Origin of the sequence: Pseudoxanthomonas mexicana, assembly GCF_046736355.1 — a bacterium.
In the GTDB taxonomy this organism is placed as follows: domain Bacteria; phylum Pseudomonadota; class Gammaproteobacteria; order Xanthomonadales; family Xanthomonadaceae; genus Pseudoxanthomonas_A; species Pseudoxanthomonas_A mexicana_B.
Genome location: NZ_CP157201.1, coordinates 979723 through 1003207 on the forward strand (window position 1 = coordinate 979723; position 23485 = coordinate 1003207).

Genomic DNA, 23485 nt, shown 5'->3' on the forward strand with positions numbered 1-23485 from the left:
CATTTTCGGCGTTTGCGCGAACGCGGGCAAATCGGCCAGCATTTCCGCCATGACCGTACCGATGGCGGAAAATCCGCATGGAATCGCGCCGCAGCTGCCCGGCGCGGAACTGCGCCTGCTGCCGGGCTGGCTGCCGCGCGATGACGCCGACGCCTTGCTGGCGATGCTGATGGGCGATATCGCCTGGGAAACGCACCGTATCCGCCTGTTCGGGCGCGAGGTCGATTCGCCGCGGCTGAGTTGCTGGATCGGCGATGCCGACGCGGTCTACCGCTATTCGGGCACGCGCTTCGAGCCGCATCCGTGGACGCCGGAACTGCAGGCGCTGCGCGCGCGCCTGCAGCGCGAGACCGGCGCGCGCTTCAACAGCGTGCTGGCCAACCTCTACCGCGACGGCCGCGACGCGATGGGCTGGCACAGCGACGACGAGCCGGAACTGGGCGCGCGCCCGTTGATCGCCTCGATCAGCCTGGGCGGCGAGCGGCGCTTCCTGCTCAAGCACCGCCGCCAGCCGCAGCATCGGCTGGCGCTGCCATTGCCGCATGGCAGCCTGCTGCTGATGGGCGGCGACACCCAGCGCGACTACCGGCACGCGCTGCCGCGCACGGCGCGGCCGGTGGCCGCGCGGATCAACCTGACCTTCCGCCTGGTTCAGCCGCCGCGGCGCGGCGGCGCGATCGGCGGCGCAGGACGGTCCTGCTGACCGCTGGCCAGCGTCCAGCCGGCGATGTCGCCGGTGATCGCCGCCAGCGTGCGCTCGAAGGTCGCCGCGACCCGCGCCACGTCGGTGCCGCCGACCGCATCGCTGCGCAGGAAGGTGCGCGAGGCGACCACGCGCTGGTCGCGGTAGTGCACCAGCTTGGCGTTGATCTCGATGACCACCGAGGGCTGCGCGCCGCCGTCGTAGTCGGCCTCGAAACGGCGGATGTCGGTGACCAGCCGATAGTCGGCGCGGATGCCGGCCTCGCTGCTGGCCACCGCATGGATGCGGCCGGAATCCTCCAGCGCGCGCAGGATCGCGTCGAGCACGAGGTCGGTGGAAGGCTGCGCCCAGGCCGCGCCCTGGTAGACCTGCAGCTCGCCCGGCACCGGCCGCACGGCGATGCGCGGGCTGTCGACCACGCGGGTGGCATTGGGCTTGGCCACCACCAGCGACCAGTCCACGGTCGGCCATGCCGGATCGGCCGGTACCCGCACCTGCGGCGAATACAGCGTCACCGGATCGCGCTGGCCGCTGCCGAGCAGCGAACAGCCGGCCAGCGCCAGCAGCGACAGCGGAAGCAGAATCTTGGATGCGTTCATCGGGGTTCGAACTCCTTGGGCGCGTCGCGGCCGAGCAGGTAGCGCGCGGGATTGCCTTCGAGGCGGTCGCTGACCCGGCGCAGGTCGCGCACCAGGCCGCGCAGTTCGGTCAGGGTCGGACCGAGCTGGGCCAGCCCATCGTTGGCGAAGCTGTTGATGGCCGCGCGGTTCTCGCCGAGGATGCCGTCGGCGTTGTCGGCGGCCGAATCCAGCTTGGCCAGGGTGCCGTCCAGTTTTTCCAGGATGCCCGGCAGTTCGCGTACCAGGTTGCGGTCCAGCCGCTCGATGGTGCCGTTGGTGGTGGTCAGGGTGCGGTCGAGGTTCTGCGCGGCGTCGCGCGCGCTGACGATCAGCGATTCCAGTCCCTGGTCGCGGCTGGCCAGCGAGCCGCTGATAGCTTCCAGGTTGGACAGCGTGGCGGCGATGCTGGCGACGTTCCTGTCGCTGAGCACCTGGTCCAGCCGCTCGACGATGCGGTTGGCGGTATCGGTGATGTTCTGCAAGGCCGACGGCGCGGTCTGGATGATCGGCGCCTCGCGCTTGTCGACCGAGGTCAGCGCGGGCGCCTGCGGGGTGCCGCCGGAAAGCTGGATGATCGACGGGCCGGTCAGGCTGGTGATGGCGAGCTTGGCGCGGGTGTCGGTCTTGACCGGGGTGCGCGATTCCAGCCGGATGCGCGCGACCACCTGGCGCGGGTCGTTGGGCGCCAGCGACAGCTCGGTGATCGAGCCGACCGCGATGCCGTTGTACTGCACCGGGCTGCCGACCGACAGGCCGGTGACCGCCTCGCGGAACACCACCTGGTACTCCTGCCAGGTGCGCTCGGTCGAGTACTTGGCCGCCCACAGGCCGAACAGCAGCAGCGCCGAGGCGATGACGATGGTGAAGGCGCCGATGAGGACGTAGTTGGCTTTGGTTTCCATGCTCAGACCGTCGTTCGTGTTTGCATGAGTTCTTTGCCGTCGCGCGCGGCGCGCGCGCGCGGGCCGTGGAAGTATTCCTGCACCCAGGGATGATCGAAGCGCTCGACCTCGGCCAGCGGCGCGACGGTCACGACCTTGCGGTCGGCCAGCACCGCCACGCGGTCGCAGATGGCGTACAGCGTGTCCAGGTCGTGGGTGATCAGGAACACGGTCAGGCCGAGGGCTTCCTGCAGGGTGCGGATCAGGTTGTCGAACGCCGCCGCGCCGATCGGATCCAGCCCGGCGGTCGGCTCGTCGAGGAACAGCACCGGCGGATCCAGCGCCAGCGCGCGCGCCAGCCCGGCGCGCTTGCGCATGCCGCCGGACAGCTGCGAGGGCAGCTTGTTGACCGCGTCGGCGGGCAGGCCGGCCAGCTTGACCTTCAGCAGCGCCAGCTCGTAGCACCAGGTCTCCGGCAGTTCCGGATGGTGTTCCTGCAGCGGCACCTCGACGTTCTCGCCGACGGTGAGCGAGGAGAACAGCGCGCCGTCCTGGAACAGCACGCCGGTGTTGCGCTCGATGTGCTGGCGATCGCGCGGGTCGTCGGACAGCGCATCGACGCCGAGCACCTCGATGCCGCCGGCGTCGGGCCGGCGCAGGCCGAGGATGGAACGCATCAGCACCGACTTGCCGCTGCCCGAGCCGCCGACCACGCCGAGGATCTCGCCGCGCCGCACGTCCAGGTCCAGGCCGTCGTGCACGGTCTGCGCGCCGAAGCGGTTGACCAGGTTGCGGACGCGGATGACGGGGGAGCCGGGATTGGGCATTGGGGATTGGGGATTGGCAGAAGCAGAAGAACCCTCTCCGGACTCCCGGCTTCGTACTTCCTGCTTTTCCGAATCTCGAATCACGAATCCCCAATCCCGGCTCTTACCAATCCATGTTCATGAACCACAACGCCGCCAGCGCGTCGAGGATGATGACCAGCGAGATCGTCTGCACCACGCTGGAGGTGGTGCGCTCGCCGACCGACTGCGCGGTGCCGCGCACCTTCAGGCCCTCCAGGCAGCCGATCAGCGCGATGACCAGCGCGAACACCGGCGCCTTGGACATGCCGACCAGGAAATGGCGCACCTCCATCGTCTCGTGCATGCGCGCCAGGTACATCTGCGGCGGGATGCCGAGGTCGAACGCGCCGACGGTGACGCCGCCGGCCAGGCCGGCCATCATCGCGATGAAGGTCAGCAGCGGCAGCATCACCAGCAGCGCGAGCACGCGCGGGATGACCAGCAGGTCGATCGGATCCAGGCCGAGCGTGCGGATGGCGTCGATTTCCTCGCGGCTCTTCATCGCGCCGATCTGCGCGGTGAACGCGCTGGCGGTGCGCCCGGCCAGCACGATCGCGGTCATCAGCACGGCGAACTCGCGCAGGAAGGCGATGCTGACCAGTTCGACGACGAAGATCTCGGCGCCGAAGTCGCGCAGCACGGTCGAGCCGAGGAAGGCGATGACCGCGCCGACCAGGTAGGACAGCAGGATCACCAGCGGCACCGCGTCCAGGCCGACCTGCTCCATCTGCGCGACGGTCGCGGTCAGGCGGAAGCGCCGCGGCTGCCGCGCCAGCCGCAGCAGCTTGGACAGGTTCTCGCCGGTGAAGCCGACCAGCAGCACGATGTTGCGGCCGATCTCCTCCATGCGCTGGCCGAGGCGGGCGAGGGCGGCGAGGAAGCCGTAGTCGCGCTTGCGCGGCGGGCGGTCGTCGGCGACGTCCTCGATGGTGCAGACCAGCGCGCGGTGGTCCTCGCGGAAGTCGATGTCCTCCATCGCCAGCCCGCGCCGGCTGGCGAAGCGGCGCAGTTGCAGCACCCCGGCCGAATCGATCCGCGAGATGCCGCTGGCGTCGATGGCGCGGACCGTATCGGGTATCTGCCGCAGCTTGTCGGCCACCTGCAGCGCCGTGTCCAGCGCCCACTCGCCGGCCAGTCGCACCCGCGCCGGGTCGGCGTCGTCGATCTGGTAGTCGGGCAGGTCGGCTTCGATCATGGGGGAGCTCGGCCGAGGAGCATACAGACAATGCCCGTGAACGTTAGCATCACGCCGGCGTAGGCGCGGCGGCCCAGCGGTTCGCGCAGCCACAGCGCGGCCAGCACCACCAGGAACACCGAGGCGCTCTCGTTGAGGATGGCCGCCACCGAGGCGCTGGTGTACTTGTAGCCGCCCAGCCACATCACCATCGACAGGCCCTGCCCGAACAGCGCCGCCACCAGCAGGCGCGGCCAGGGCACCGCCTGCGCGTCGAACTTGAACGAGGCCCGCATCGCCGGCAGCGCCGCCAGCAGCGCCAGCCCGGCGACCGCGCCGGCCAGGCGCAGCAGGGTGATCCACAGCAGCGGCTGGGTCTCCAGCGTGCGCTTGACCATCACGATCGCCACCGCCATCAGCGCGATCGCCAGCATGCCGGTCAGCACCCCGCGCAGCGCGTGGCGCGGATGGGTCCGCCACTCGCGCGGCGGGCGCCCGACCAGCAACACGCCCAGGCCGACCAGGAAGAAGCCGAGCCATTGCGCGGCGCCCAGCGATTCGTCGAGGAACAAAAAGCCCATCAGCAGGACCAGCGGGCTGTACAGGTTGCCGATGACGCCCATGCGGCCGGCGCCGAGCTCGTTGAGCGCGCGGAAGTACAGGGTGTCGGCCACGGTGATGCCGAGCACGCCGCTGGCCAGCACGATCGCCAGTTCGCCGGCGGGCAGCGCCGGCCAGGGCCGGCCGCCCCCAGCAACGCCAGCGGCGCCAGCGCCAGCAGCACCAGCGCGTTCTTCAGCAGGTTCAGCGCCAGCGGCGGCAGGGTCGCGCCGAGCTGGCGGGCGAGGATCATGCCGACCGCCCATGCCGCCGCGCTGCCCAGCGCCAGCGCCTCGCCGATTCCCGCCATTGCCGCTCCATCCCAAGGGTCGGGCCATTCTACGGGAGCGCCGCGGCCGCCCGTCCGCAGCGCCCCCGTGTCGCGCCATACTGTGCCGATGATCGAAACCGCCGCCCCCGCTGCCACCGCCTCTGCCCCCGCCACCTACGCCCAGCGCATCGCCTTCGTCTGCGAGATGGCTAGCCGCCTGCACAGCTACGGCACCACCGCGCAGCGGCTGGAGGGCGCGGTGGTCGCGCTGTCGCAGCAACTGGGGCTGGACTGCGAGCCGTGGTCCAACCCGACCGGGCTGATCCTCAGCTTCAACGATCCGGGCAAGCCGCTGGGCGCCACCGACACCACCCGGGTGATCCGGCTGGCGCCGGGCGAGAACGACCTGCACAAGCTCAGCGAGGCCGACCGCATCGCCGAGGCGGTTGCGGCCGGGCGGATGAGCATCGCCCAGGGCCATACCGCGCTGCGCAGCCTGGACCGCGCGCCCAGCCGGCGCTGGCAGGTGATGCAGGTGCTGGCTTTCGGGCTGGCCTCCGGCGGCGTGGCCGGGTTGTGGCGGCTGCCGTGGCTGGACATCGGCACCGCCGCGCTGATCGGCGTGCTGATCGGCACGCTGGCGTTGCCGCTGGATCGGCGGCCGGCGCTGAAGGAGGCCAGCGAGGCGATCTACGCGCTGGTGGCCGGCTCGGTGGCGATCCTGGTCGCAAATTTCGTCGCCCCGCTCAACCTCAACACCGTCATCATCGCCTCGCTGGTCGTGCTGCTGCCGGGCATGACTCTGACCAACGCGGTCAACGAACTCACCAGCCAGCACCTGGTGTCGGGCACCGCGCGCTTGGCCGGGGCGATGGCCACGGTGATGAAGCTCACCGTCGGCAGCGTGATCGCGGTGACGCTGGCGCAGCTGTTCGGGCTGTACCCGGAAGTGCGCGCGCTGCGGCCGCAGCCCGAGTGGGTCGAATGGGTCGCGCTGGTGGCCACCGCCTACGCGTTCGCGGTGCTGTTCAGGGCGCACCGGCGCGACTACCCGTGGGTGATGGCCGCGGCGATCACCGGCTACCTGATCTCGCGCTACGCCGGGCAGGCCTGGGGCAGCCCGGTCGGCATCTTCCTGTCGGCGCTGGTGATGACCGCCTGCGGCAACGCGTTCGCGCGCTGGGCCAACCGCCCCGGCGCGCTGATCCGGGTGCCCGGCATCATCATGCTGGTGCCCGGCAGCGCCAGCCTGCGCGGGCTGATGACGCTGGTGCAGCAGCAGGACGTCGGCGTGGGCCAGTCGGCACTGCTGACGGTGACCAACATCGTGATGGCGCTGGTGGCCGGGCTGCTGTTCGGCAACCTGGTGGTGCCGGCGCGCAAGAATCTGTAGGGCGGGGATTCGGGATTCGGGATTTGGGATTTGGGATTTGGGATTTGGGATTTGGGAAAAGCCCGTGTATTTGCTCGTCATCCCAGCGCAGTAGCGCGGAGCGTTGCTGAAAGAAGCGTCGTCGCCTGCTCAGGATTGCAATGCGTGCGGGCCGGGCACGCCGATGCGGAAGCAGCTGCCGCCGGCGGGGACGGCGACGTATTCCAGCGTGGCCTGGTTGGCCCGGCACAGCTCGCGGGCGATGTACAGGCCCAGGCCGGTGCCGTGCTCGGAGGTGGTGAAGAACGGGCGGAACAGCTGCGCGGCCACGCCCTCGGGGATGCCGGGGCCGCGATCGAGCACGTCGATCATCGGCCTTCCCTCCGCTTCGAACACGCGCAGGCGCACCCGCGCCGGCTCGCCCGGCAGGCGCCCGTAGTTGAGCGCGTTGTGCACCAGCACGGTCAGCACCTGCTGCAGGTGGCGGGTGTCGACGACGCCGTGGATGGGGCGGTTGCCGAGCACGGCGACCAGGCTGTCGGTCTCGATGGACAGGGTCTGCTGGTATTCGTCGACGAAACGGCGCACGAAGGCGTTGAGATCGACGTGGTCCGGGTTGGCGCGCTCGCGCCGCGCCAGCCCCAGCACGCTCTCGACGATGCCGTTGGTGCGCTGGCACTGCTGGTGGATGATCTGCAGCAGGCGGCGATCGCCGTCGGACATCTTGTCCGACTCCTCCAGCAGCTGCACCGCGTAGTTGATCGCCGCCAGCGGGTTGCGGATCTCGTGGGCCAGGCTGGCCGAGAAGCGGCCCAGCGCGGCCAGGGTCAGCGATTCGGCGCGGCGCGAGGCCACGGTGGCGTCGTCGAGGAAGACCAGCGAGGTCTCGCTGTCGGCCAGCAGGCGGGCGAAGCGCGGCTGCACCTCGGGCTGATCCGGCGACAGTTGCAGCGGGGTGTCGTCGCCCTGCCAGCCGTTGCGCCACAGCTGCAGGCGGCGCGCCAGCTCCGGCGCCAGCTTGTTCAGCAGCGGCCCGCTGTCGTCGGGACTGTCCAGCGGCCGCGCCTCGCCGAGCAGGCCGCTGGCGGCCTCGTTGATCAGCTTGATGTGGTTGTGCGCATCGACCACCAGCACGCCGGTGCGCATGCGGCGGATGATCAGCTCGTTGATCTCGAACAGGTTGGCGACCTCGGCCCCGCGCCGTTCGGCCAGTTGCTGGCTGGAGCGCGCGCGCTGGCCGATCTGGTGCGCCAGGTAGCTCACCGACAGGTAGCCGATGGCGAACATCAGGGTTTCCGGCAGCGAGCGCTGCGCGTGCGGGTCGTGCAGCGAGGTCCAGGCGTGCTCGCCGGACAGCCCCAGCACCGCCAGCGCCGCCACCGCCAGCGCCAGTTGCCAGGATGGCAGCATCAGGCTGGCCGCGGCGACGTTGAACAGCAGCATCATCGCGATGCCGGCCTGCGCGGTGGGCAGGGCGTGGGTGGCCAGCATGGCCGCGGCGATGTCCACTGTCACCCCGACCAGCACCAGCGGCACCAGCCACTTCTCCTGCCGCCCCAGCAGCAGGAACACCACCGCCGCGCTCAGGTAGCACAGGGTCACGGCGGTGCCGAGCCCGGGGTGGCGGATGTCGCCGAGCATGGCCGCCAACGGGCTGAACAGCAGCGCGGCCAGCACGCCGGCCTCGAGCACGCGGTACAGGGAGAAGAAATACAGCTCCCGCACCGGGACCGAACGGATGCGCGGCAGGAACGAAGGACGTGGCGGCAAGTCGATGCACCTTCCCGGGCGAGGATTTCAGTATAGGCCCAGCCAATGGACCTCATGGAGGCGCCGTTTTGCGCCGTCCGGCCGGGTCGGCGACAATAGGGGGCTAGCCTGTCCCCGCGGTGGTCCCCGCCGCGGTCGGGCGTAGTCTTTGTTCCCTACCCACGGTGACGCATGAATTTCCACGAATACCAGGCAAAACAACTGTTTGCCGACTACGGCATCCCGGTCCCGGCCGGCCGCGTCGCTTCCACCGCCGGCGAGGCGGTCGAGGCGGCCCAGGCGCTGGGCGATGGCCCCTGGATGGTCAAGGCGCAGATCCACGCGGGCGGTCGCGGCAAGGCCGGTGGCGTGAAGTTCTGCAAGACGCTGGACGACGTGAAGGCCGCCGCGGCCGGCATGCTCGGCACCAAGATGGCGACCTACCAGTCCGCGGGCGTGGCCCTGCCGGTCAACCTGGTGCTGGTCACCACCGCCGGCGAGATCGTCAAGGAACTGTACCTGTCGGTGCTGGTCGACCGCGGCACCCGCTCGATCACCTACATCGCCTCGTCCGAGGGCGGCGTGGACATCGAGCAGGTCGCGGCCGAGACGCCGGAGAAGATCCAGACCCTCAACGTCGACTTCGTCGAGGGCCTGCAGCCGTACCAGGGCCGCGAGATCGGCTTCAAGCTGGGCCTGAGCGCCAAGCAGGCCAACCAGCTGGCTAGCATCATGGGCGGCCTGTACAGGCTGTTCAACGACAAGGACCTGTCGCTGGTCGAGCTGAACCCGCTGGCGATCCTGGACGACCAGAACCTGTACGCGCTGGACGGCAAGGTCAACTCCGACGACAACGCCACCTTCCGCCACAAGGATCTGGCCGCCATGCGCGACAAGAGCCAGGAGGACGAGACCGAGGTGCTGGCCTCCGAGCTGGACATCAACTACGTCACCATGGACGGCAACATCGGCTGCATGGTCAACGGCGCCGGCCTGGCGATGGCGACGATGGACGTGATCAAGCTCAACGGCGGCGAGCCGGCCAACTTCCTCGACGTCGGCGGCGGCGCCAACAAGCAGCGCGTGATCGAGGCGTTCAAGCTGATCCTCTCGTCCGACAAGGTCGAGGGCATCTTCGTCAACATCTTCGGCGGCATCGTCCGCTGCGACATGATCGCCGACGGCATCATCGAGGCGGTCAAGGAAGTCGGCGTGAAGGTGCCGGTGGTGGTGCGCCTGGAAGGCACCAACGTGGAGGAAGGCAAGAAGCTGCTGCGCGAGAGCGGCATGGCCATCATCCCGGCCGACGACATCAACGACGGCGCCAAGAAGGTCGTCGCGGCGGTCGCCGCCTGATTGCTTTTGGTTCCCTCCTCCGCTTGCGGGGAGGGCCAGGGTGGGGGCGCTCCCCGTGAAGGGCCTTGCCCCCATCCCAACCCTTCCCCCGCAGGCGGGGGAAGGGCTCGAGAACCCACCAGGAAAGAATCCATGAGCGTTTTGGTCAACAAGAACACGAAGGTCATCGTGCAGGGCTTCACCGGCCAGCAGGGCACCTTCCACGCCACCCAGATGGTGGAATACGGCACCCAGGTCGTCGGCGGCGTCACGCCGGGCAAGGGCGGCACCATCCACATCGAACTGCCGGTGTTCAACACCGTGCGCGAGTCGGTCGAGGCCACCGGCGCCGACGCCTCGGTCATCTACGTGCCGCCGCCGTTCGCGGCCGACGCCATCCTCGAAGCGGCCGCGGCCGGCATCAAGGTCATCGTCTGCATCACCGAGGGCATCCCGGTGCTGGACATGCTGCGGGTCAGCAACGTGCTCAGGCAGCACCCGGACGTGGTGCTGATCGGCCCCAACTGCCCCGGCATCATCACCCCGGGCGAGTGCAAGATCGGCATCATGCCGGGCCACATCCACAAGCCGGGCAGGATCGGCATCGTCTCGCGCTCGGGCACGCTGACCTATGAAGCGGTCAAGCAGACCACCGACGTGGGCCTGGGCCAGTCGACCTGTATCGGCATCGGCGGCGACCCGATCAACGGCCTGAACTTCGTCGACTGCCTGAAGCTGTTCAACGAGGATCCGCAGACTGAGGGCATCATCATGGTCGGCGAGATCGGCGGCGACGCCGAGGAAGCCGGCGCCGAGTACATCAAGGCGCACGTCGGCAAGCCGGTGGTCGGCTTCATCGCCGGCGCCTCGGCCCCGGCCGGCAAGCGCATGGGCCACGCCGGCGCGATCGCCTCCGGCGGCAAGGGCACGGCCGAGGGCAAGTTCGCCGCGATGGAAGCGGCCGGCGTGACCACGGTGCGCTCGCCGGGCGACCTGGGCGCGGCGATCGCGGCGCGGTTGAAGTAAGCCGTTTCGCCATCGCACGATGCAAGGAGCCGCCTTCGGGCGGCTTTTTGTTTGCCTGGAGAAGCATTCGACGACTATCTTGCAGCCTGCCGGAGTCGGCTCCTTCCCCCGCGTGCGAGGGAAGGTTGGGATGGGGGCAAGACGCCCGAGCCATGCACAGGAGGTGCGAATGCGCGAAGGAAGGAAGCAGCAGCGGGCGCGTGAACTGCGTCGCGACATGACGCTGGCCGAACGCAGGTTATGGACGATATTGAAGCAGAAACAACTGGAGGGCTTGCGTTTCCGCCGCCAGCATCCACTGGGGCCGTACATCGTCGATTTCGTGTGCCTGCCCGCCAGGCTGATCATCGAAGTGGATGGAGGACAGCACCTGGCCTCGGCTGCAGATGTGGTGCGGGATGGTTTCCTCCGCCGTCAGGGCTTTCACGTCCTGCGGTTCTGGAATAATGAGATCATGAGCAATCTCAAAGGCGTGCGTGCGCTGATGGTTTCCAGGCTCGCGGATGCCCGCCCCCATCCCAGCCTTCCCCCGCACGCGGGGGAAGGGGCAGACAGCGAAGACTGACATGTCCGATCCCATCCGCATCGCCCTGGCCCAGTTCGATTTCCCGGTCGGCGACGTGGCCGGCAACGCCGTTCGCATCAGGGCGATGATCGCCGAGGCGCGCGACGAGTACGGCGCCGACCTGGTGCTGTTCCCAGAGCTGGCGCTGTGCGGCTACCCCCCGGAGGATCTGCTGCTGCGGCCGCGCTTCCTCGCCGATTGCGAGATCGCGCTGGGCGAAATCGCCGCGACCACGCATGGCATCGTCGCGGTGGTGGGCTGGCCGCAGTCGGCCGGCAGCGTGGTCTACAACGCGGCCAGCGTGCTGCGCGACGGCGCGGTCGAGGCGACCTACCGCAAGCGCGAGCTGCCCAACTACGCGGTGTTCGACGAGCGCCGCTATTTCGACGCCGATCCGGACGGTGGCGCCTGCGTGTTCGAGATCGGCGGGGTCCGCGTCGGCCTGGTGATCTGCGAGGACCTGTGGTTCCCCGAGCCGCTGGCCGACAGCGTGCGCGCCGGCGCGCAACTGGTCGTGGTGCCCAACGCCTCGCCGTTCGAGCGCGACAAGCACGCCCAGCGCGATGCGCTGATCGCCGAGCGCGTGCGCGACAGCGGGGTGGCGCTGGTCTACCTCAACGCGGTCGGCGGGCAGGACGCGCTGGTGTTCGATGGCTCGTCCCTGGTGGCCGACGGCGACGGCGCCGTGCATCCGGCGGCGGCGGCGTTCACCGATCAGTGGCTGCTGGTGGACTACGACGCCGGCGCGCGCCGCTTCAGCCCGGTGCAGTGGATGGACGACGGCGACGAGAGCCGCGAGGCGCTGGCCTGGCGGGCGATCGTGCGCGGGCTGCGCGACTACTGCGGCAAGAACGGATTCACCAGGGTTTGGCTGGGGCTGTCGGGCGGCATCGACTCGGCGCTGGTGCTGGCGCTGGCGGTCGATGCGCTGGGCGCCGGCAACGTCACCGCGGTGCGGCTGCCCTCGCGCTACACCGCCGGCCTGTCCAACGACCTGGCCGCCGAGCAGTGTGCCGCGCTGGGGGTGCGACTGGAGACCATCTCCATCGAGGCGCCGTTCAAGGGCTTCCTGGAGGCGCTGGGGCCGCTGTTCGAAGGCACCCGGGCGGACGTGACCGAGGAGAACCTGCAGTCGCGCTGCCGCGGCGCGATCCTGATGGCGCTGGCCAACAAGTTCCACGGCCTGCTGCTGACCACCGGCAACAAGAGCGAGTACGCGGTCGGCTACGCCACCATCTACGGCGACATGTGCGGCGGCTACGCGCCGATCAAGGATCTGTACAAGACCGAGGTGTTCGCGCTGGCGCGCTGGCGCAACACGGTCGGCGGCGCGCCGGTGATCCCGCCGGCGGTGATCGACCGCCCGCCCTCGGCCGAGCTGCGCGAGAACCAGCTCGACCAGGATTCGCTGCCGCCCTACGACGTGCTCGACGCCATCCTCTATCGCCACGTCGACCAGGAGCAGTCGCGCGACGAGATCGTCGCGGCCGGCTTCAGCGCCGAGGTGGTGGACCGCATGCTGCGGCTGGTGCGCAACAGCGAGTGGAAGCGACAGCAGTCCGCGCCGGGGCCGAAGATCTCGCGGCGGGCGTTCGGGCGCGAGCGGCGCTATCCGATCAGCAACCGCTATTCGCCGTAGCCGGGGCGCTCACGTCAGCCGCACCGCCTGGCCGCCGACCCGGATCGGGCCGGCAGGGCCGATGTCCACGGCCAAGTGGCTGGGGCGCCCCATGTCCTGGCCCTGCAGGATCGTGATGCGCGCCGGCGGCGCGACCAGGCCCAGCTCGCGCAGGTAGGCGCCGAAGGCCGCCGCCGCCGCGCCGGTGGCCGGATCCTCGACCACGCCGCCGACCGGGAAGGGATTGCGCGCGTGGTAGCGCGTGGCCGATTCGCGCCAGACCAGGGCCACCGTGGTCAGGTCATGGGCGAGCATCAGTTCCTTCAAGCCATCGAAGTCGTAGTCGAGCCGCGCCAGGCGCTCGCGGGTCGCCGCCGCCAGGATCAGATGGCGCGCGCCGGCATGGGCCACGCGCGCGGGCAGGGCCGGGTCCAGATCCTCGCGGGTCCAGCGCAGGTGCGCCAATGCCGCGTCCAGCAGGCCGTCGGGCAGCGCGGCGTCCACGCGCGGCGCCACGCTGGTCAGCGTCGCGGTCAGCGCCGGGCCCTGCCGCTGCGTCTCCACCGTCACCCTGCCGGCGCGCGTATGCAGGACGAGCGTTCCCGGCCCGCGCCGTTCGGCCAGCGCGACCGCGCCGGCGATGGTGGCGTGGCCGCAGAACGGCACCTCGGCCTGCGGGCTGAAATAGCGCGCCTCGAACGCGCCATCGTCGCGCTCGCGCATGAAGACGGTTTCCGAGTAGCCGACCTCCGCGGCGATGGCCTGCATGCGCGCGTCGTCCAGCCCGCCGGCCTCCAGCACGACGCCGGCGGGGTTGCCGCCGTCGGGGTGGTCGGTGAAGGCGGCGTAGCGCAGGAGGGTGTCGATCATGATCGATACTGGTCGCGGTGGGGCGGAGGCAGCGGAGCAGGCTCCGCTCTACGACGGCCCGCATGTAGAGCGGAGCTTGCTCCGCTGCTCCTGCCGTCCCCCGGGAAGATCCTTTCAAAAAAGAAGGGCCTGGCGGCCCTTCTTCGTTGCCGTGCCCGTGCGGTGAATCAATCGTCCCGGAGGCGGTCGGCGGTGTTGATGGAGCGCTCGCCGGCGAACGGGTTGAGCTTGTGCACCAGCCACGGGTAGTCCGGCCACTTGCCGGCCAGCCACGGATGCTGCGGGTCGTTGAGCTGCAGCACGCGGCGCGCGTCGGCGGCCAGCGTCTCGTTGCCCAGGTGGGTGTAGGCCTCGCCCAGCACCGCGATGGCGTCGTTCTGGTGCGTGCTCTGCGGGTAGGTCTCCAGCAGGTACCTGGCGCGGCCGGCGGCCGCCACCCAGGCCTCGCGGCGCAGGTAGTAGAGGGCGATGTCCAGGTCGTGCTGGGCGAACTGGTTGCGCAGGGCCAGCATGCGCTGGCGGGCGTCGGCGGCGTAGCGGCTGTTCGGGTAGCGCTCGGCGACGATGTTCAGGTCGTTGTAGCCCTGCATCGGCGTGGCCAGGTCGCGGCGGCTGGCGTCCAGGCGCCAGACCCTCTGCATGAACACCGTGTCGCGCCCCGAGTTGGCCAGGCCGCGCAGGTAGTACATGTAGGGGATGTTGCGGTGGGTCGGGTAGGTGCGGATGAAGCGGTCGATGGTGGAGACCGCGTCGTCCACCTTGCCGGCCTTGTACTGGGCGTAGGCGGTCTCGATCAGCGCCTGCTCGGTGTACGGGCCGTACGGATACTGGGCGATGAGGGCACGGAACTCGACCTGGGCGCGGTCCCAGTTGCCGTTCTTCATCGCGCCGTGTGCCTTTTCGTACAGGACCTCGACCGGCTGGTTGGCCTCGGCGTTCTTGTCCTTCTTGAACCGGCCGCAGCCGGTGGCGGCGACGGCGATCGCCAGCAGCAGGGCGACGAGGCGGGCGTGGGCGAGCAGACGGGAGGGAACGCGCTGGGTCATGGACGGGCGGCACGGGCCGCGGCAGGGAAACAAGGACGTCGATGATAGCCTAGGCGCCGCCTTCGCCATGAACATTCGGCCAACATGGCCGCCTCCCGCATGACCGACACCCCCGACATCGACGGGTCCGAACAGGATTCCCCGCGCACCGCCCTCGTCCCCGCCTCCGCCGCGGGCCGCCGTTTCGACGCGGTGCTGGCCGAGCTTTTCCCCGAATTTTCGCGCTCGCGGCTGACCGAATGGGTCAAGTCCGGCGACGCCCTGCTGGACGGGCAGGCGGTGCGCCCGCGCGACCCGGTCCGCGGCGGCGAGACGGTGACCCTGGCGGTGGTGCTGGACACCCAGACCCACGCGCTGCCGGAGGACATCCCGCTGGCCGTGCTGTACGAGGACGAGCACGTCATCGTGCTGGACAAGCCGGCCGGGCTGGTCGTCCACCCGGGGGCCGGCAACCCGACCGGCACCCTGGTCAACGCGCTGCTGCACCGCGACGCCTCGCTGGAAATGCTGCCGCGCGCCGGCATCGTGCACCGGCTGGACAAGGACACCTCCGGGGTCATGGTGGTGGCGCGCACGCTGCCGGCGCATACCTCGCTGGTGGCGCAGCTGGCCTCGCGCGACGTGCACCGGCAGTACCTGGCGGTGGTGGTCGGGGCGATGGTGTCCGGCGGCACCGCCAACGCGCCGATCGACCGCCACCCGCGCGATCGCCTGAGGATGGCGGTGCGCGAGGATGGCCGCGACGCGGTCACCCACTACCGGCTGCGCGAGCGCTTCCGCGCGCATACCGCGCTGGAGTGCCGGCTGGAGACCGGGCGCACCCACCAGATCCGCGTGCACATGGCGCACATCAAGTACCCCATCGTCGGCGACCCGCTGTACGGCGGCCCGCTGAAGCTGCCCAAGGGCGCCAGCGAAGAGCTGATCGCGCAGCTGCGCGGCTTCAGGCGCCAGGCGCTGCATGCCGAGACGCTGGAATTCGCCCATCCGGCCAGCGGCGAGCCGGTGCGGGTGACGGCGCCGGTGCCGGCCGACATGCTGGCGCTGATGGCGGCGTTGCGCGCCGACGCGCAGGCGCACAAGCCGTGAACGCGGCGCTGCGGGCCGACGGGTTCGCACCGCCGGGCGTGCACGTCCTGACCACGCTGCGGCACGGCGCGGGCGTGTCGCAGCCGCCGTTCGATTCGCTGAATCTCGGCGTGCGCTGTGGCGACGATCCGCAGGCGGTGGCGCGCAACCGGGCGGCGCTGCAAGCCGCCTTCGGCCTGCCTTCGCCGCCGCGCTGGCTGCGGCAGGTGCACGGGACCGCAGTGGTGCGCTTTCCGTTTTCGCCGGCGATGCTGGACGCGGACGACGAGCCCTGCGCCGACGCCGCGGTGACCTCGCAGGCCGGCGTGGTGCTGGCCATCCTGACCGCCGACTGTCTGCCCGTGGTGTTCGCGTCCGAGGACGGCGACGAACTCGGCGCGGCCCACGCCGGCTGGCGCGGGTTGGCCGGCGGCGTGCTGGAGGCGACGGTGGCGGCGATGCACGCGCCGGCTGCGCGCCTGCGCGCCTGGCTGGGGCCGGCGGCCGGGCCGCAGGCCTACGAGATCGGCGAGGAGGTCTTCGACGCCTTCACCGCCAACGACCCGGAAGCCGCCGCCGCGTTCGCCGCGACCCGGCCGGGGCACTGGAAGGTCGACCTGTACGCGCTGGCGCGCCTGCGCCTGCGCGCCGCCGGGGTGGGCCGGATCGAAGGCGGCGGCCTGTGCACGATTTCGGATTCACAGCGCTTCTTCTCGCATCGCCGCGACCGGCGCACCGGCCGCATGGCGACGCTGGCGTGGCGGAGCTGATGTGAACCGCCCGCCGTGCCGGCGCATCCCCTTCCGGGCTTGAATCACACCGCGACAACCGCATCTGAAGGACATTGCCGGCGCCGCCGGCCGCCATGTTCGAGGAATCCCCATGCGGATGGACAAGCTCACCTCGCGTTTCCAGCAGGCGCTGGCCGACGCGCAGTCGCTGGCCGTGGGCCGCGACCACAACATCATCGAGCCGGTGCACGTGCTGACCGCGCTGCTGGACCAGTCCGGCGGCAGCACCCGGCCGCTGCTGGCCCAGGCCGGGGTCAACATCCCGGTGCTGCGCGAGCGGCTGGGCGAGGCGCTGGACAAGCTGCCCAAGGTCAGCGGCCAGGCCGGCCAGCTGTCGATCGGCAACGACCTGACCCGCCTGCTCAACCAGACCGACAAGCTGGCGCAGGACAACGGCGACCAGTACATCGCCAGCGAATGGTTCGTGCTGGCGGCCATCGGCGACAACGGCCCGGCCGGGCTGGAACTGCGCGCCAGCGGCGCCGACAAGGCCAAGCTGCGCGCGGCCATCGACAAGCTGCGGGGAGGCGAGAAGGTGCAATCGGAAAATGCCGAGGACCAGCGCCAGGCGCTGGAGAAGTTCACCATCGACCTGACCGCGCGCGCCGAGTCCGGCAAGCTGGATCCGGTGATCGGCCGCGACGAGGAGATCCGCCGCACCATCCAGGTGCTGCAACGGCGCACCAAGAACAACCCGGTGCTGATCGGCGAGCCGGGCGTGGGCAAGACCGCGATCGTGGAAGGGCTGGCCCAGCGCATCGTCAACGGCGAGGTGCCGGAAGGCCTGCGCGGCAAGCGCGTGCTGTCGCTGGACATGGGCGCGCTGATCGCCGGGGCCAAGTTCCGCGGCGAGTTCGAGGAGCGGCTGAAGGGCGTGCTCAACGATCTGTCCAAGAACGAGGGCCAGATCATCCTGTTCATCGACGAGCTGCACACGATGGTCGGCGCCGGCAAGGCCGAAGGCTCGATGGACGCCGGCAACATGCTCAAGCCGGCGCTGGCGCGCGGCGAGCTGCACTGCATCGGCGCCACCACGCTGGACGAGTACCGCAAGTACGTCGAGAAGGACGCCGCGCTGGAGCGCCGCTTCCAGAAGGTGTACGTCGGCGAACCCAGCGTCGAGGACACCATCGCGATCCTGCGCGGGCTGAAGGAGAAGTACGCCGTCCACCACGGCGTGGAGATCACCGATCCGGCCATCGTCGCCGCCGCCACGCTGTCGCACCGCTACATCGCCGACCGCCAGCTGCCGGACAAGGCCATCGACCTGATGGACGAGGCGGCTTCGCGCATCCGCATGGAGATCGATTCCAAGCCGGAGGAGATGGACCGGATGGAGCGCCGGCTGATCCAGCTCAAGATCCAGCGCGAGGCGTTGAAGAAGGAGAAGGACGCGCAATCCAGGCAGCGCCTGGCCGACCTGGAAAGCGAGATCGAATCGCTGCAGCGCGAGTTCAACGACCTGGAGGAGATCTGGAAGGCCGAGAAGGCCACGCTGACCGGCGCGACGAAGATCAAGGAGCAGATCGAGCGCGCCAAGCTGGAACTGGAGGCCGCGCAGCGCCGCCAGGACTACGCGCGCATGAGCGAGATCCAGTACGGTCAGCTGCCGGCGCTGGAGAAGCAGCTCAATGATGCGCAGGAAATCGAGCAGAAGGGCTTCCGGCTGCTGCAGGACAAGGTCACCGACGAGGAGATCGCCGAGGTGGTCGCGCGCTGGACCGGCATCCCGGTCAGCAAGATGCTGGAAGGCGAGCGCGAGAAGCTGCTGAAGATGGAGGACGTGCTGCGCGGCCGCGTGATCGGCCAGCACGAGGCCATCAAGGTCGTGTCCGACGCGGTGCGCCGCTCGCGCGCCGGCCTGTCCGATCCCAACCGCCCCAGCGGATCGTTCCTGTTCCTGGGCCCGACCGGCGTCGGCAAGACCGAGTTGTGCAAGGCGCTGGCCGAGTTCCTGTTCGACAGCAGTGACGCGATGGTGCGCATCGACATGAGTGAGTTCATGGAGAAGCACTCGGTCGCCCGCCTCATCGGCGCGCCCCCGGGCTACGTCGGCTACGAGGAGGGCGGTTATCTCACCGAGGCGGTGCGCCGCCGGCCGTACAGCGTGATCCTGCTCGACGAGGTGGAGAAGGCGCACCCGGACGTGTTCAACATCCTGCTGCAGGTGCTGGACGACGGCCGCCTGACCGACGGCCAGGGCCGCACGGTGGACTTCCGCAACGCGGTCATCGTGATGACCTCCAACCTCGGCTCCAGCCTGATCCAGGAACTGTCCGGCGACACCCCGGAGAGCTACACGCAGATGAAGGCGGCGGTGATGGGCGTGGTGCAGGCGCACTTCCGCCCGGAGTTCATCAACCGGCTCGACGACATCGTCGTGTTCCACCCACTGGACAAGGCGCAGATCCGCGAGATCGCGCGCATCCAGACCCGCTACCTGGCCAGGCGGCTGGCCGATCGCCAGATCACGCTGGAACTGGACGACTCGGCGCTGGCGCTGCTGGGCAACGTCGGCTTCGATCCGGTCTACGGCGCGCGCCCGCTCAAGCGCGCGATCCAGTCGCAGCTGGAGAACCCGCTGGCGACGAAGATCCTGGCCGGCGAGTTCGGCGCGGGCGATGCCATCCACGTCGGCGCCGAAGGCGGGCAGCTGGTGTTCCGCAGGAATCCTTGAAAGCGGCCCGGTCCGCCAGGCCGGCAAGTCGGCCTGGCGGATGGGCCGTCCAGTGGCGCTCGGCGGGATTCGTCCCCAAGTGATTCGGAACCGGGACGTGCCAGCGGCCGGCACCGGCGCGGCGATGCCGGCTTGCCCAACGCGGCGGTTGGGCGATGCACGCTTGTCATGCGGCGGTTTCGTGTCAGGATAGTTCCCCGTGCCGGGCAGGCACGAAAGCACCCCGCGCATGCACGACACGTTGCCCCCGCCGGTTTCGCGGATACGCAGCCGTCTCGGCAGCATCGCCCTGCTCGGCCTGCTCTGCGTGCTGCTGCAGCAGATCACCATCCAGTACGAGACGCAACTGCTCGGCCTGCGCGTCCCCGGTTCGCTGATCCACCTGCACGCCGGGCTGCTGTTCGCGATCGCGATGCTGGCCCACGACCGCTGGGTCTACCACGGGGTGACCTTCATCGCCTATGCGGCCTGGGTCGGCCAGCGTTTCCTGGAGAGCGGCGACTATCCGATGCTGTTCTGGAGCAGCGTCGCCTGGCTCCTGTTCTGGGCATGGACGCTGTCGTGCGCGCGGCTGGCGGGGTGGCCGCGGGCTTCCGGCGAGGACCGGCTGTACCGGCGCGACCTGTTTCCCTTCGTCGTCCACGGCCTGTTGCTGTATCCGCTTGGGCTGGCGCTGCTGGGCGCCAGCCTGATCCTGCTGGACAGCCCGGCCAACGCGATGAACGCCGCCCTCCAGAGCCTGTTCGCCAAGCAGTTCGGCGTGGCGATCGTGGTGCTGCCGCTGGTGGCGGCCTGGGGCGAGCGTGGGCAGGCGCGCTGGCAGCGTCCGCTGCGGCGGCGGGACCTGCTGTCCTTCTCGATGCTGTGCGTAGGACTGGCGCTCTGCCTGTGGGCGACCTGGCGGGTGCGCGGCAGCCTGTCGCCGGAGTTCGACCTGGCGTCGGTGCTGATGGACTACCGCTTCGCGCTGATGGCGATCCTGCTCTGGTGCGTGCTGCGGCTGCCGACCCGGCATGCGATGGCGGCGCTGTCGCTGACCCTGTTCTGCCTGATCCATCCTGCGCACCAGCACCGGCATCGACTTCCTCGGCCTGCTGCACATCGCGCTGGAAGTGAGCGTGCTGCTGGTGACGATGACCTACCTGTGGGTGATCAGCCGGGACCGCCAGGAACTGTCGGTGCGGCTGTCCGAGGAAACCCTGCGCGACACCGTCACCGGCCTGCGCAACCTCAAGGCGCTGCGCGAGCAGACCGCGCGGCACCCGGCCCGGCGCGCGGAACTGGGCTACCTGCTGCTGGACCAGAGCGATTCGCTGGTGACCGGGTTCGGCCTGGAGACGCAGGCCTCGGCGATGCGCGCGGTGGCCGCGCGGCTGGACGACCTGGTGCAGCCGTTCTACGTCGGCGCCGGCCAGTTCGCCCTGCTGCCGCGCCAGGGCGGCGGTGACGACCTGTGGGAAAAGGTGATGGCCCGCGTCGAGCATGCCGAGATCGACGTCGGCGGGCAGGCGGTGCGGCTGTTGCCCTACCTGGGCGTGGCCAGCCTGCCGTCCACGCGCATGCCGGTCGACGCGGCGCTGCTGGCCGCCTCGCACCTGGCCTACGAGGCGCGCCAGTTCGGCGAGGTGCGGCCGCGCTACAGCGAGGCCGGCGATGCGGTTTCGCGCGATACCCGGCGCCGGCACATGCAGGACGCCACCGCGGCGCTGGCCTGCCTGCGCGGCGAGCGGGTCGAACTGTATTTCCAGCCCATCCGCGCGCTCGGCGGCGCGGCCGGCACGGAAGGGCCGCAGGGCCTGCGCGGCGAAGTGCTGTGCCGCCTGCGCGACGAGCAGGGCGAGCTGATTGCCCCGGCGCGCTTCCTCGGGCCGATCGAGGCCGCCGGCCGCGGCACCGAACTGGACCTGGCCGTGCTGCGCGCGCTGTTCCGGCTGTTGCGCAAGCATCCGGCGGCGCTGCCGCACTGCCGGCAGATCGCCATCAACCTGACCGGGCAGAGCCTGGCCTCGACCAGCTTCCAGGTCGAGCTGCGCACGCTGCTGGCCGACTCGCCGCTGCCGCTGTCGGCGCTGTGCTTCGAGGTGACCGAGACCGCGGCGATTTCCAGCACCGCCTCGGCCAGCCAGTTGCTGACCGACCTGCGCGCCAAGGGTTGCCGCATCGCCATCGACGACTTCGGCACCGGCATGCAGAGCTTCGTGCGGCTGAAGGAACTACCGGTGGACATCATCAAGATCGACGGTTCCTTCATCCGCAACGTCACCCAGCGCGGCAAGGACCATGCGCTGGTGCAGGCGTCGGTGGCGGTGGCCGAGGCGTTCGGCGCCGAGACCGTGGCCGAGTTCGTCGAGGACGAGGAAACCGCCGACTGCCTGCGCGAGATGGGCGTGCAGTGGATGCAGGGTCACCTGTACTCGCCGCCGCTGCCGCTGGCCGCCATGCTTGCCGAAACCGCCGCCCAGGCGGGGACGGTGCGGGCCTGAGGCAGGCCGCCGGCGCGGCCGACGGAGCCGGCACGCCGGCCCCGTCCGCCCCGGCTCAGGCCGGGTGCATCCTCAGTTCGCGGTACGGCGGGGTCGACAGCACCATCTCGGCCAGCGAATAGGCCAGCTCGCGCTCGGCCATGACCGTGCCGTCGGCGCCATGCTCCAGCAGGTGCTTGACCTCGGCGTCGCTGTGCGCGCGCGCCAGCAGGGTCAGACCGGGATTGAGCGCGCGCAGCTTGGCCAGCGCCTCGCCCGATTCCAGCGGCTGCGGGATGGCCAATACCGCGATCTTGGCGCGTTCCGGATGCGCCTCGGCCAGCACGCGGTCGGCGGCGGCACTGCCGCGGATGCCGGGGATGCCGGCGGCATGCGCGCGCTCGACGTGTTCGCGGTTGTCGTCGATCACCAGCACCGGCACGCCGCGATCGCGCAGCACCTGGGCCAGGGTGCTGCCGACCCGGCCGTAGCCGATGACGATGGCGTGGTCGTGCAGGTCCAGCGACGGGCCGGGCGGCAGTTCCGGCTCGGCCGCCCGCGGCGCCTGCTCCTGGTGGCGGGCCTGCCAGCGGTCGAGCAGGCCGAACACCAGCGGGTTGAGCATGATCGACACCAGCGCGCCGGCCAGCACCAGCGACTGGCCGGTGGCCGGCAGGATCTGCAGCGCCACGCCGAGGCCGGCGATGATGAAGGCGAACTCGCCGATCTGCGCCAGCGAGGCGGAGATGGTCAGCGCCGTGCTCTTGGAATGGCCGAACGCGCGCACGATGAAGAACGCGGCGGCCGACTTGCCGAACATGATGATCAGCACCGTGGCCAGCACCTGCCACGGATGCTCGACCAGGATCATCGGGTCGAACAGCATGCCCACCGAGACGAAGAACAGCACCGCGAACGCATCGCGCAGCGGCAGCGAATCGTGCGCGGCCTTGTGGCTGAGTTCGGATTCGTTGAGCATCATGCCGGCGAAGAACGCGCCCAGCGCGAACGACACCCCGAACAGCGCCGCCGCCCCGAACGCCACGCCCAGCGCGATCGCCAGCACGGCCAGGGTGAACAGCTCGCGCGAGCCGGTGCCGGCGATCTTCTCCAGGATCCACGGGATGACCCGGCGCCCGAACAGCAGCATGACCGCCACGAACAGGCCCAGCTGCACGAAGGTCCAGCCGATCGAGGCCAGCACGCCGCCGATGCTGTGGCCCTGCCCGGCGGCATCGGCGCCGAACACGTCGGCGATCACCGGCATCATCACCAGCGCCAGCACGCAGGCCAGGTCCTCGACGATCAGCCAGCCCACCGCGATCTTGCCGCGCGTGGTCTCCAGCAGGCGGCGCTCTTCCATCGCCCGCAGCAGCACCACGGTGGAGGCGGTGGCCAGCGAGAAGCCGAAGATCAGGCCATGCAGCGTCGGCCAGCCCATCACCGCGGCCACGCCCCAGCCGAGCAGGGTGGCGACCGTGATCTGGCCGATGGCGCCGGGAATGGCGATGGCCTTGACCGCCATCAGGTCCTTCAGCGAGAAATGCAGGCCGACGCCGAACATCAGCAGCATCACGCCCAGTTCCGCCAACTGGTTGGCCAGCGCCTGGTCGGCGACGAAGCCGGGCGTGAAGGGGCCGACGAAGATGCCGGCCACCAGGTAGCCCACCAGCGGGGACAGGCGCAGCTTGTTGGCCAGGGCGCCGAGGATGAAGGCGAGGCCCAGGCCAACGGCGATGATGTTGATCAGTTCGGTGTCATGATGCATTGAAGCTCGATGCGGGGGGCGGATGGCGGTCTGCCAGTTTG

General features: G+C 70.1%; 21 protein-coding genes. 11 read left to right on the forward strand and 10 right to left on the reverse strand.

Going from position 1 to position 23485, the window contains the following annotated elements:
* Positions 1–49 precede the first annotated feature (49 nt).
* Positions 50–703, forward strand: coding sequence for an alpha-ketoglutarate-dependent dioxygenase AlkB family protein (locus tag AAG688_RS04395; protein ID WP_411834145.1), 654 nt, complete (start codon positions 50–52; stop codon positions 701–703).
* Here AAG688_RS04395 and AAG688_RS04400 read toward each other — a convergent pair.
* From AAG688_RS04400 to AAG688_RS04425, 6 genes are all read right to left on the reverse strand, one after another.
* A complete protein-coding gene (locus AAG688_RS04400; protein WP_411834146.1) occupies positions 652–1302 on the reverse strand; it encodes an ABC-type transport auxiliary lipoprotein family protein in 651 nt (216 codons plus the stop codon). The genes AAG688_RS04395 and AAG688_RS04400 overlap by 52 nt on opposite strands.
* Entirely contained in the window at positions 1299–2225 is a 927-nt protein-coding gene (locus AAG688_RS04405; RefSeq protein WP_411834147.1) for an MlaD family protein, read from the reverse strand. Before AAG688_RS04405 ends, AAG688_RS04400 begins: the two co-directional genes overlap by 4 nt.
* A 2-nt stretch (positions 2226–2227) precedes the next feature.
* A complete protein-coding gene (locus AAG688_RS04410) occupies positions 2228–3031 on the reverse strand; it encodes an ABC transporter ATP-binding protein (RefSeq protein WP_411834148.1) in 804 nt (267 codons plus the stop codon).
* A gap of 103 nt (positions 3032–3134) precedes the next feature.
* A complete protein-coding gene (locus tag AAG688_RS04415) occupies positions 3135–4247 on the reverse strand; it encodes an ABC transporter permease (RefSeq protein ID WP_411834149.1) in 1113 nt (370 codons plus the stop codon).
* On the reverse strand, positions 4244–4915 hold the full coding sequence (locus AAG688_RS04420; protein ID WP_411834929.1) for an EamA family transporter: 672 nt from the start codon (positions 4913–4915) through the stop codon (positions 4244–4246). Before AAG688_RS04420 ends, AAG688_RS04415 begins: the two co-directional genes overlap by 4 nt.
* The gene (locus AAG688_RS04425; protein WP_411834150.1) at positions 4807–5136 is read right to left on the reverse strand and encodes a hypothetical protein; all 330 of its coding nucleotides are present in this window, start codon (positions 5134–5136) and stop codon (positions 4807–4809) included. Before AAG688_RS04425 ends, AAG688_RS04420 begins: the two co-directional genes overlap by 109 nt.
* A gap of 88 nt (positions 5137–5224) precedes the next feature.
* Here AAG688_RS04425 and AAG688_RS04430 point away from each other — a divergent pair, with 88 nt between their 5' ends.
* Positions 5225–6490 carry a threonine/serine exporter ThrE family protein gene (locus AAG688_RS04430; protein WP_411834151.1) on the forward strand — a complete coding sequence of 422 codons (1266 nt, stop codon included), beginning with the start codon at positions 5225–5227 and terminating at the stop codon, positions 6488–6490.
* Positions 6491–6619: 129 nt separating this feature from the next.
* Here AAG688_RS04430 and AAG688_RS04435 read toward each other — a convergent pair whose 3' ends face one another.
* A complete protein-coding gene (locus AAG688_RS04435; RefSeq protein WP_411834152.1) occupies positions 6620–8239 on the reverse strand; it encodes a sensor histidine kinase in 1620 nt (539 codons plus the stop codon).
* A 171-nt stretch (positions 8240–8410) separates the two neighbouring features.
* Here AAG688_RS04435 and sucC point away from each other — a divergent pair, with 171 nt between their 5' ends.
* The 4 genes from sucC to AAG688_RS04455 all read left to right on the forward strand — a co-directional run bounded on the left by sucC (position 8411) and on the right by AAG688_RS04455 (position 12783).
* Positions 8411–9574: an ADP-forming succinate--CoA ligase subunit beta gene (gene sucC, locus AAG688_RS04440; RefSeq protein WP_411834153.1), complete on the forward strand. Its 1164-nt coding sequence runs from the start codon at positions 8411–8413 to the stop codon at positions 9572–9574.
* Positions 9575–9706: 132 nt separating this feature from the next.
* Positions 9707–10579, forward strand: coding sequence for a succinate--CoA ligase subunit alpha (sucD, locus tag AAG688_RS04445; protein WP_411834154.1), 873 nt, complete (start codon positions 9707–9709; stop codon positions 10577–10579).
* 169 nt (positions 10580–10748) lie between these two features.
* Positions 10749–11144, forward strand: coding sequence for an endonuclease domain-containing protein (locus AAG688_RS04450; protein WP_411834155.1), 396 nt, complete (start codon positions 10749–10751; stop codon positions 11142–11144).
* Position 11145: 1 nt separating this feature from the next.
* A complete protein-coding gene (locus tag AAG688_RS04455) occupies positions 11146–12783 on the forward strand; it encodes an NAD+ synthase (protein ID WP_411834156.1) in 1638 nt (545 codons plus the stop codon).
* A gap of 9 nt (positions 12784–12792) precedes the next feature.
* Here the strand turns inward: AAG688_RS04455 and AAG688_RS04460 are convergent, their stop codons facing one another.
* Both AAG688_RS04460 and AAG688_RS04465 read right to left on the reverse strand, forming a co-directional pair.
* On the reverse strand, positions 12793–13632 hold the full coding sequence (locus AAG688_RS04460; protein ID WP_411834157.1) for a PhzF family phenazine biosynthesis protein: 840 nt from the start codon (positions 13630–13632) through the stop codon (positions 12793–12795).
* Positions 13633–13799: 167 nt separating this feature from the next.
* Positions 13800–14678, reverse strand: coding sequence for an outer membrane protein assembly factor BamD (locus AAG688_RS04465; protein ID WP_411834158.1), 879 nt, complete (start codon positions 14676–14678; stop codon positions 13800–13802).
* A 99-nt stretch (positions 14679–14777) separates the two neighbouring features.
* On the opposite strand from AAG688_RS04465, the gene rluD reads away from it, so the two are divergent.
* From rluD to AAG688_RS04490, 5 genes are all read left to right on the forward strand, one after another.
* Positions 14778–15767 (forward strand): 23S rRNA pseudouridine(1911/1915/1917) synthase RluD, encoded by a 990-nt coding sequence (gene rluD / locus AAG688_RS04470; RefSeq protein ID WP_411834930.1) that lies wholly within the window; start codon positions 14778–14780, stop codon positions 15765–15767.
* The gene (pgeF, locus tag AAG688_RS04475; protein ID WP_411834159.1) at positions 15764–16516 is read left to right on the forward strand and encodes a peptidoglycan editing factor PgeF; all 753 of its coding nucleotides are present in this window, start codon (positions 15764–15766) and stop codon (positions 16514–16516) included. The genes rluD and pgeF overlap by 4 nt, the downstream gene beginning before the upstream one ends.
* A gap of 112 nt (positions 16517–16628) precedes the next feature.
* On the forward strand, positions 16629–19214 hold the full coding sequence (clpB, locus tag AAG688_RS04480) for an ATP-dependent chaperone ClpB (protein ID WP_411834160.1): 2586 nt from the start codon (positions 16629–16631) through the stop codon (positions 19212–19214).
* Positions 19215–19413: 199 nt separating this feature from the next.
* On the forward strand, positions 19414–20661 hold the full coding sequence (locus AAG688_RS04485) for a hypothetical protein (RefSeq protein WP_411834161.1): 1248 nt from the start codon (positions 19414–19416) through the stop codon (positions 20659–20661).
* 238 nt (positions 20662–20899) lie between these two features.
* Complete coding sequence (locus AAG688_RS04490) at positions 20900–21697, forward strand: EAL domain-containing protein (RefSeq protein WP_411834931.1); 798 nt, start codon at positions 20900–20902, stop codon at positions 21695–21697.
* Positions 21698–21752: 55 nt separating this feature from the next.
* Here the strand turns inward: AAG688_RS04490 and ybaL are convergent, their stop codons facing one another.
* Positions 21753–23444 carry a YbaL family putative K(+) efflux transporter gene (gene ybaL / locus AAG688_RS04495; RefSeq protein WP_411834162.1) on the reverse strand — a complete coding sequence of 564 codons (1692 nt, stop codon included), beginning with the start codon at positions 23442–23444 and terminating at the stop codon, positions 21753–21755.
* Between the last annotated feature and the right edge of the window lie 41 nt (positions 23445–23485).

Coding starts and splice junctions, on each gene's coding strand:
- AAG688_RS04405 (WP_411834147.1), bottom strand. CDS start 2,225: ATGGAAACCAAAGCCAACTACGTCCTCATCGGCGCCTTCACCATCGTC.
- AAG688_RS04395 (WP_411834145.1), top strand. CDS start 50: ATGACCGTACCGATGGCGGAAAATCCGCATGGAATCGCGCCGCAGCTG.
- AAG688_RS04425 (WP_411834150.1), bottom strand. CDS start 5,136: ATGGCGGGAATCGGCGAGGCGCTGGCGCTGGGCAGCGCGGCGGCATGG.
- ybaL (WP_411834162.1), bottom strand. CDS start 23,444: ATGCATCATGACACCGAACTGATCAACATCATCGCCGTTGGCCTGGGC.
- AAG688_RS04430 (WP_411834151.1), top strand. CDS start 5,225: ATGATCGAAACCGCCGCCCCCGCTGCCACCGCCTCTGCCCCCGCCACC.
- sucC (WP_411834153.1), top strand. CDS start 8,411: ATGAATTTCCACGAATACCAGGCAAAACAACTGTTTGCCGACTACGGC.
- AAG688_RS04415 (WP_411834149.1), bottom strand. CDS start 4,247: ATGATCGAAGCCGACCTGCCCGACTACCAGATCGACGACGCCGACCCG.
- AAG688_RS04460 (WP_411834157.1), bottom strand. CDS start 13,632: ATGATCGACACCCTCCTGCGCTACGCCGCCTTCACCGACCACCCCGAC.
- AAG688_RS04410 (WP_411834148.1), bottom strand. CDS start 3,031: ATGCCCAATCCCGGCTCCCCCGTCATCCGCGTCCGCAACCTGGTCAAC.
- clpB (WP_411834160.1), top strand. CDS start 16,629: ATGCGGATGGACAAGCTCACCTCGCGTTTCCAGCAGGCGCTGGCCGAC.
- AAG688_RS04400 (WP_411834146.1), bottom strand. CDS start 1,302: ATGAACGCATCCAAGATTCTGCTTCCGCTGTCGCTGCTGGCGCTGGCC.
- rluD (WP_411834930.1), top strand. CDS start 14,778: ATGACCGACACCCCCGACATCGACGGGTCCGAACAGGATTCCCCGCGC.
- AAG688_RS04490 (WP_411834931.1), top strand. CDS start 20,900: ATGCAGGACGCCACCGCGGCGCTGGCCTGCCTGCGCGGCGAGCGGGTC.
- AAG688_RS04465 (WP_411834158.1), bottom strand. CDS start 14,678: ATGACCCAGCGCGTTCCCTCCCGTCTGCTCGCCCACGCCCGCCTCGTC.
- AAG688_RS04455 (WP_411834156.1), top strand. CDS start 11,146: ATGTCCGATCCCATCCGCATCGCCCTGGCCCAGTTCGATTTCCCGGTC.
- AAG688_RS04450 (WP_411834155.1), top strand. CDS start 10,749: ATGCGCGAAGGAAGGAAGCAGCAGCGGGCGCGTGAACTGCGTCGCGAC.
- sucD (WP_411834154.1), top strand. CDS start 9,707: ATGAGCGTTTTGGTCAACAAGAACACGAAGGTCATCGTGCAGGGCTTC.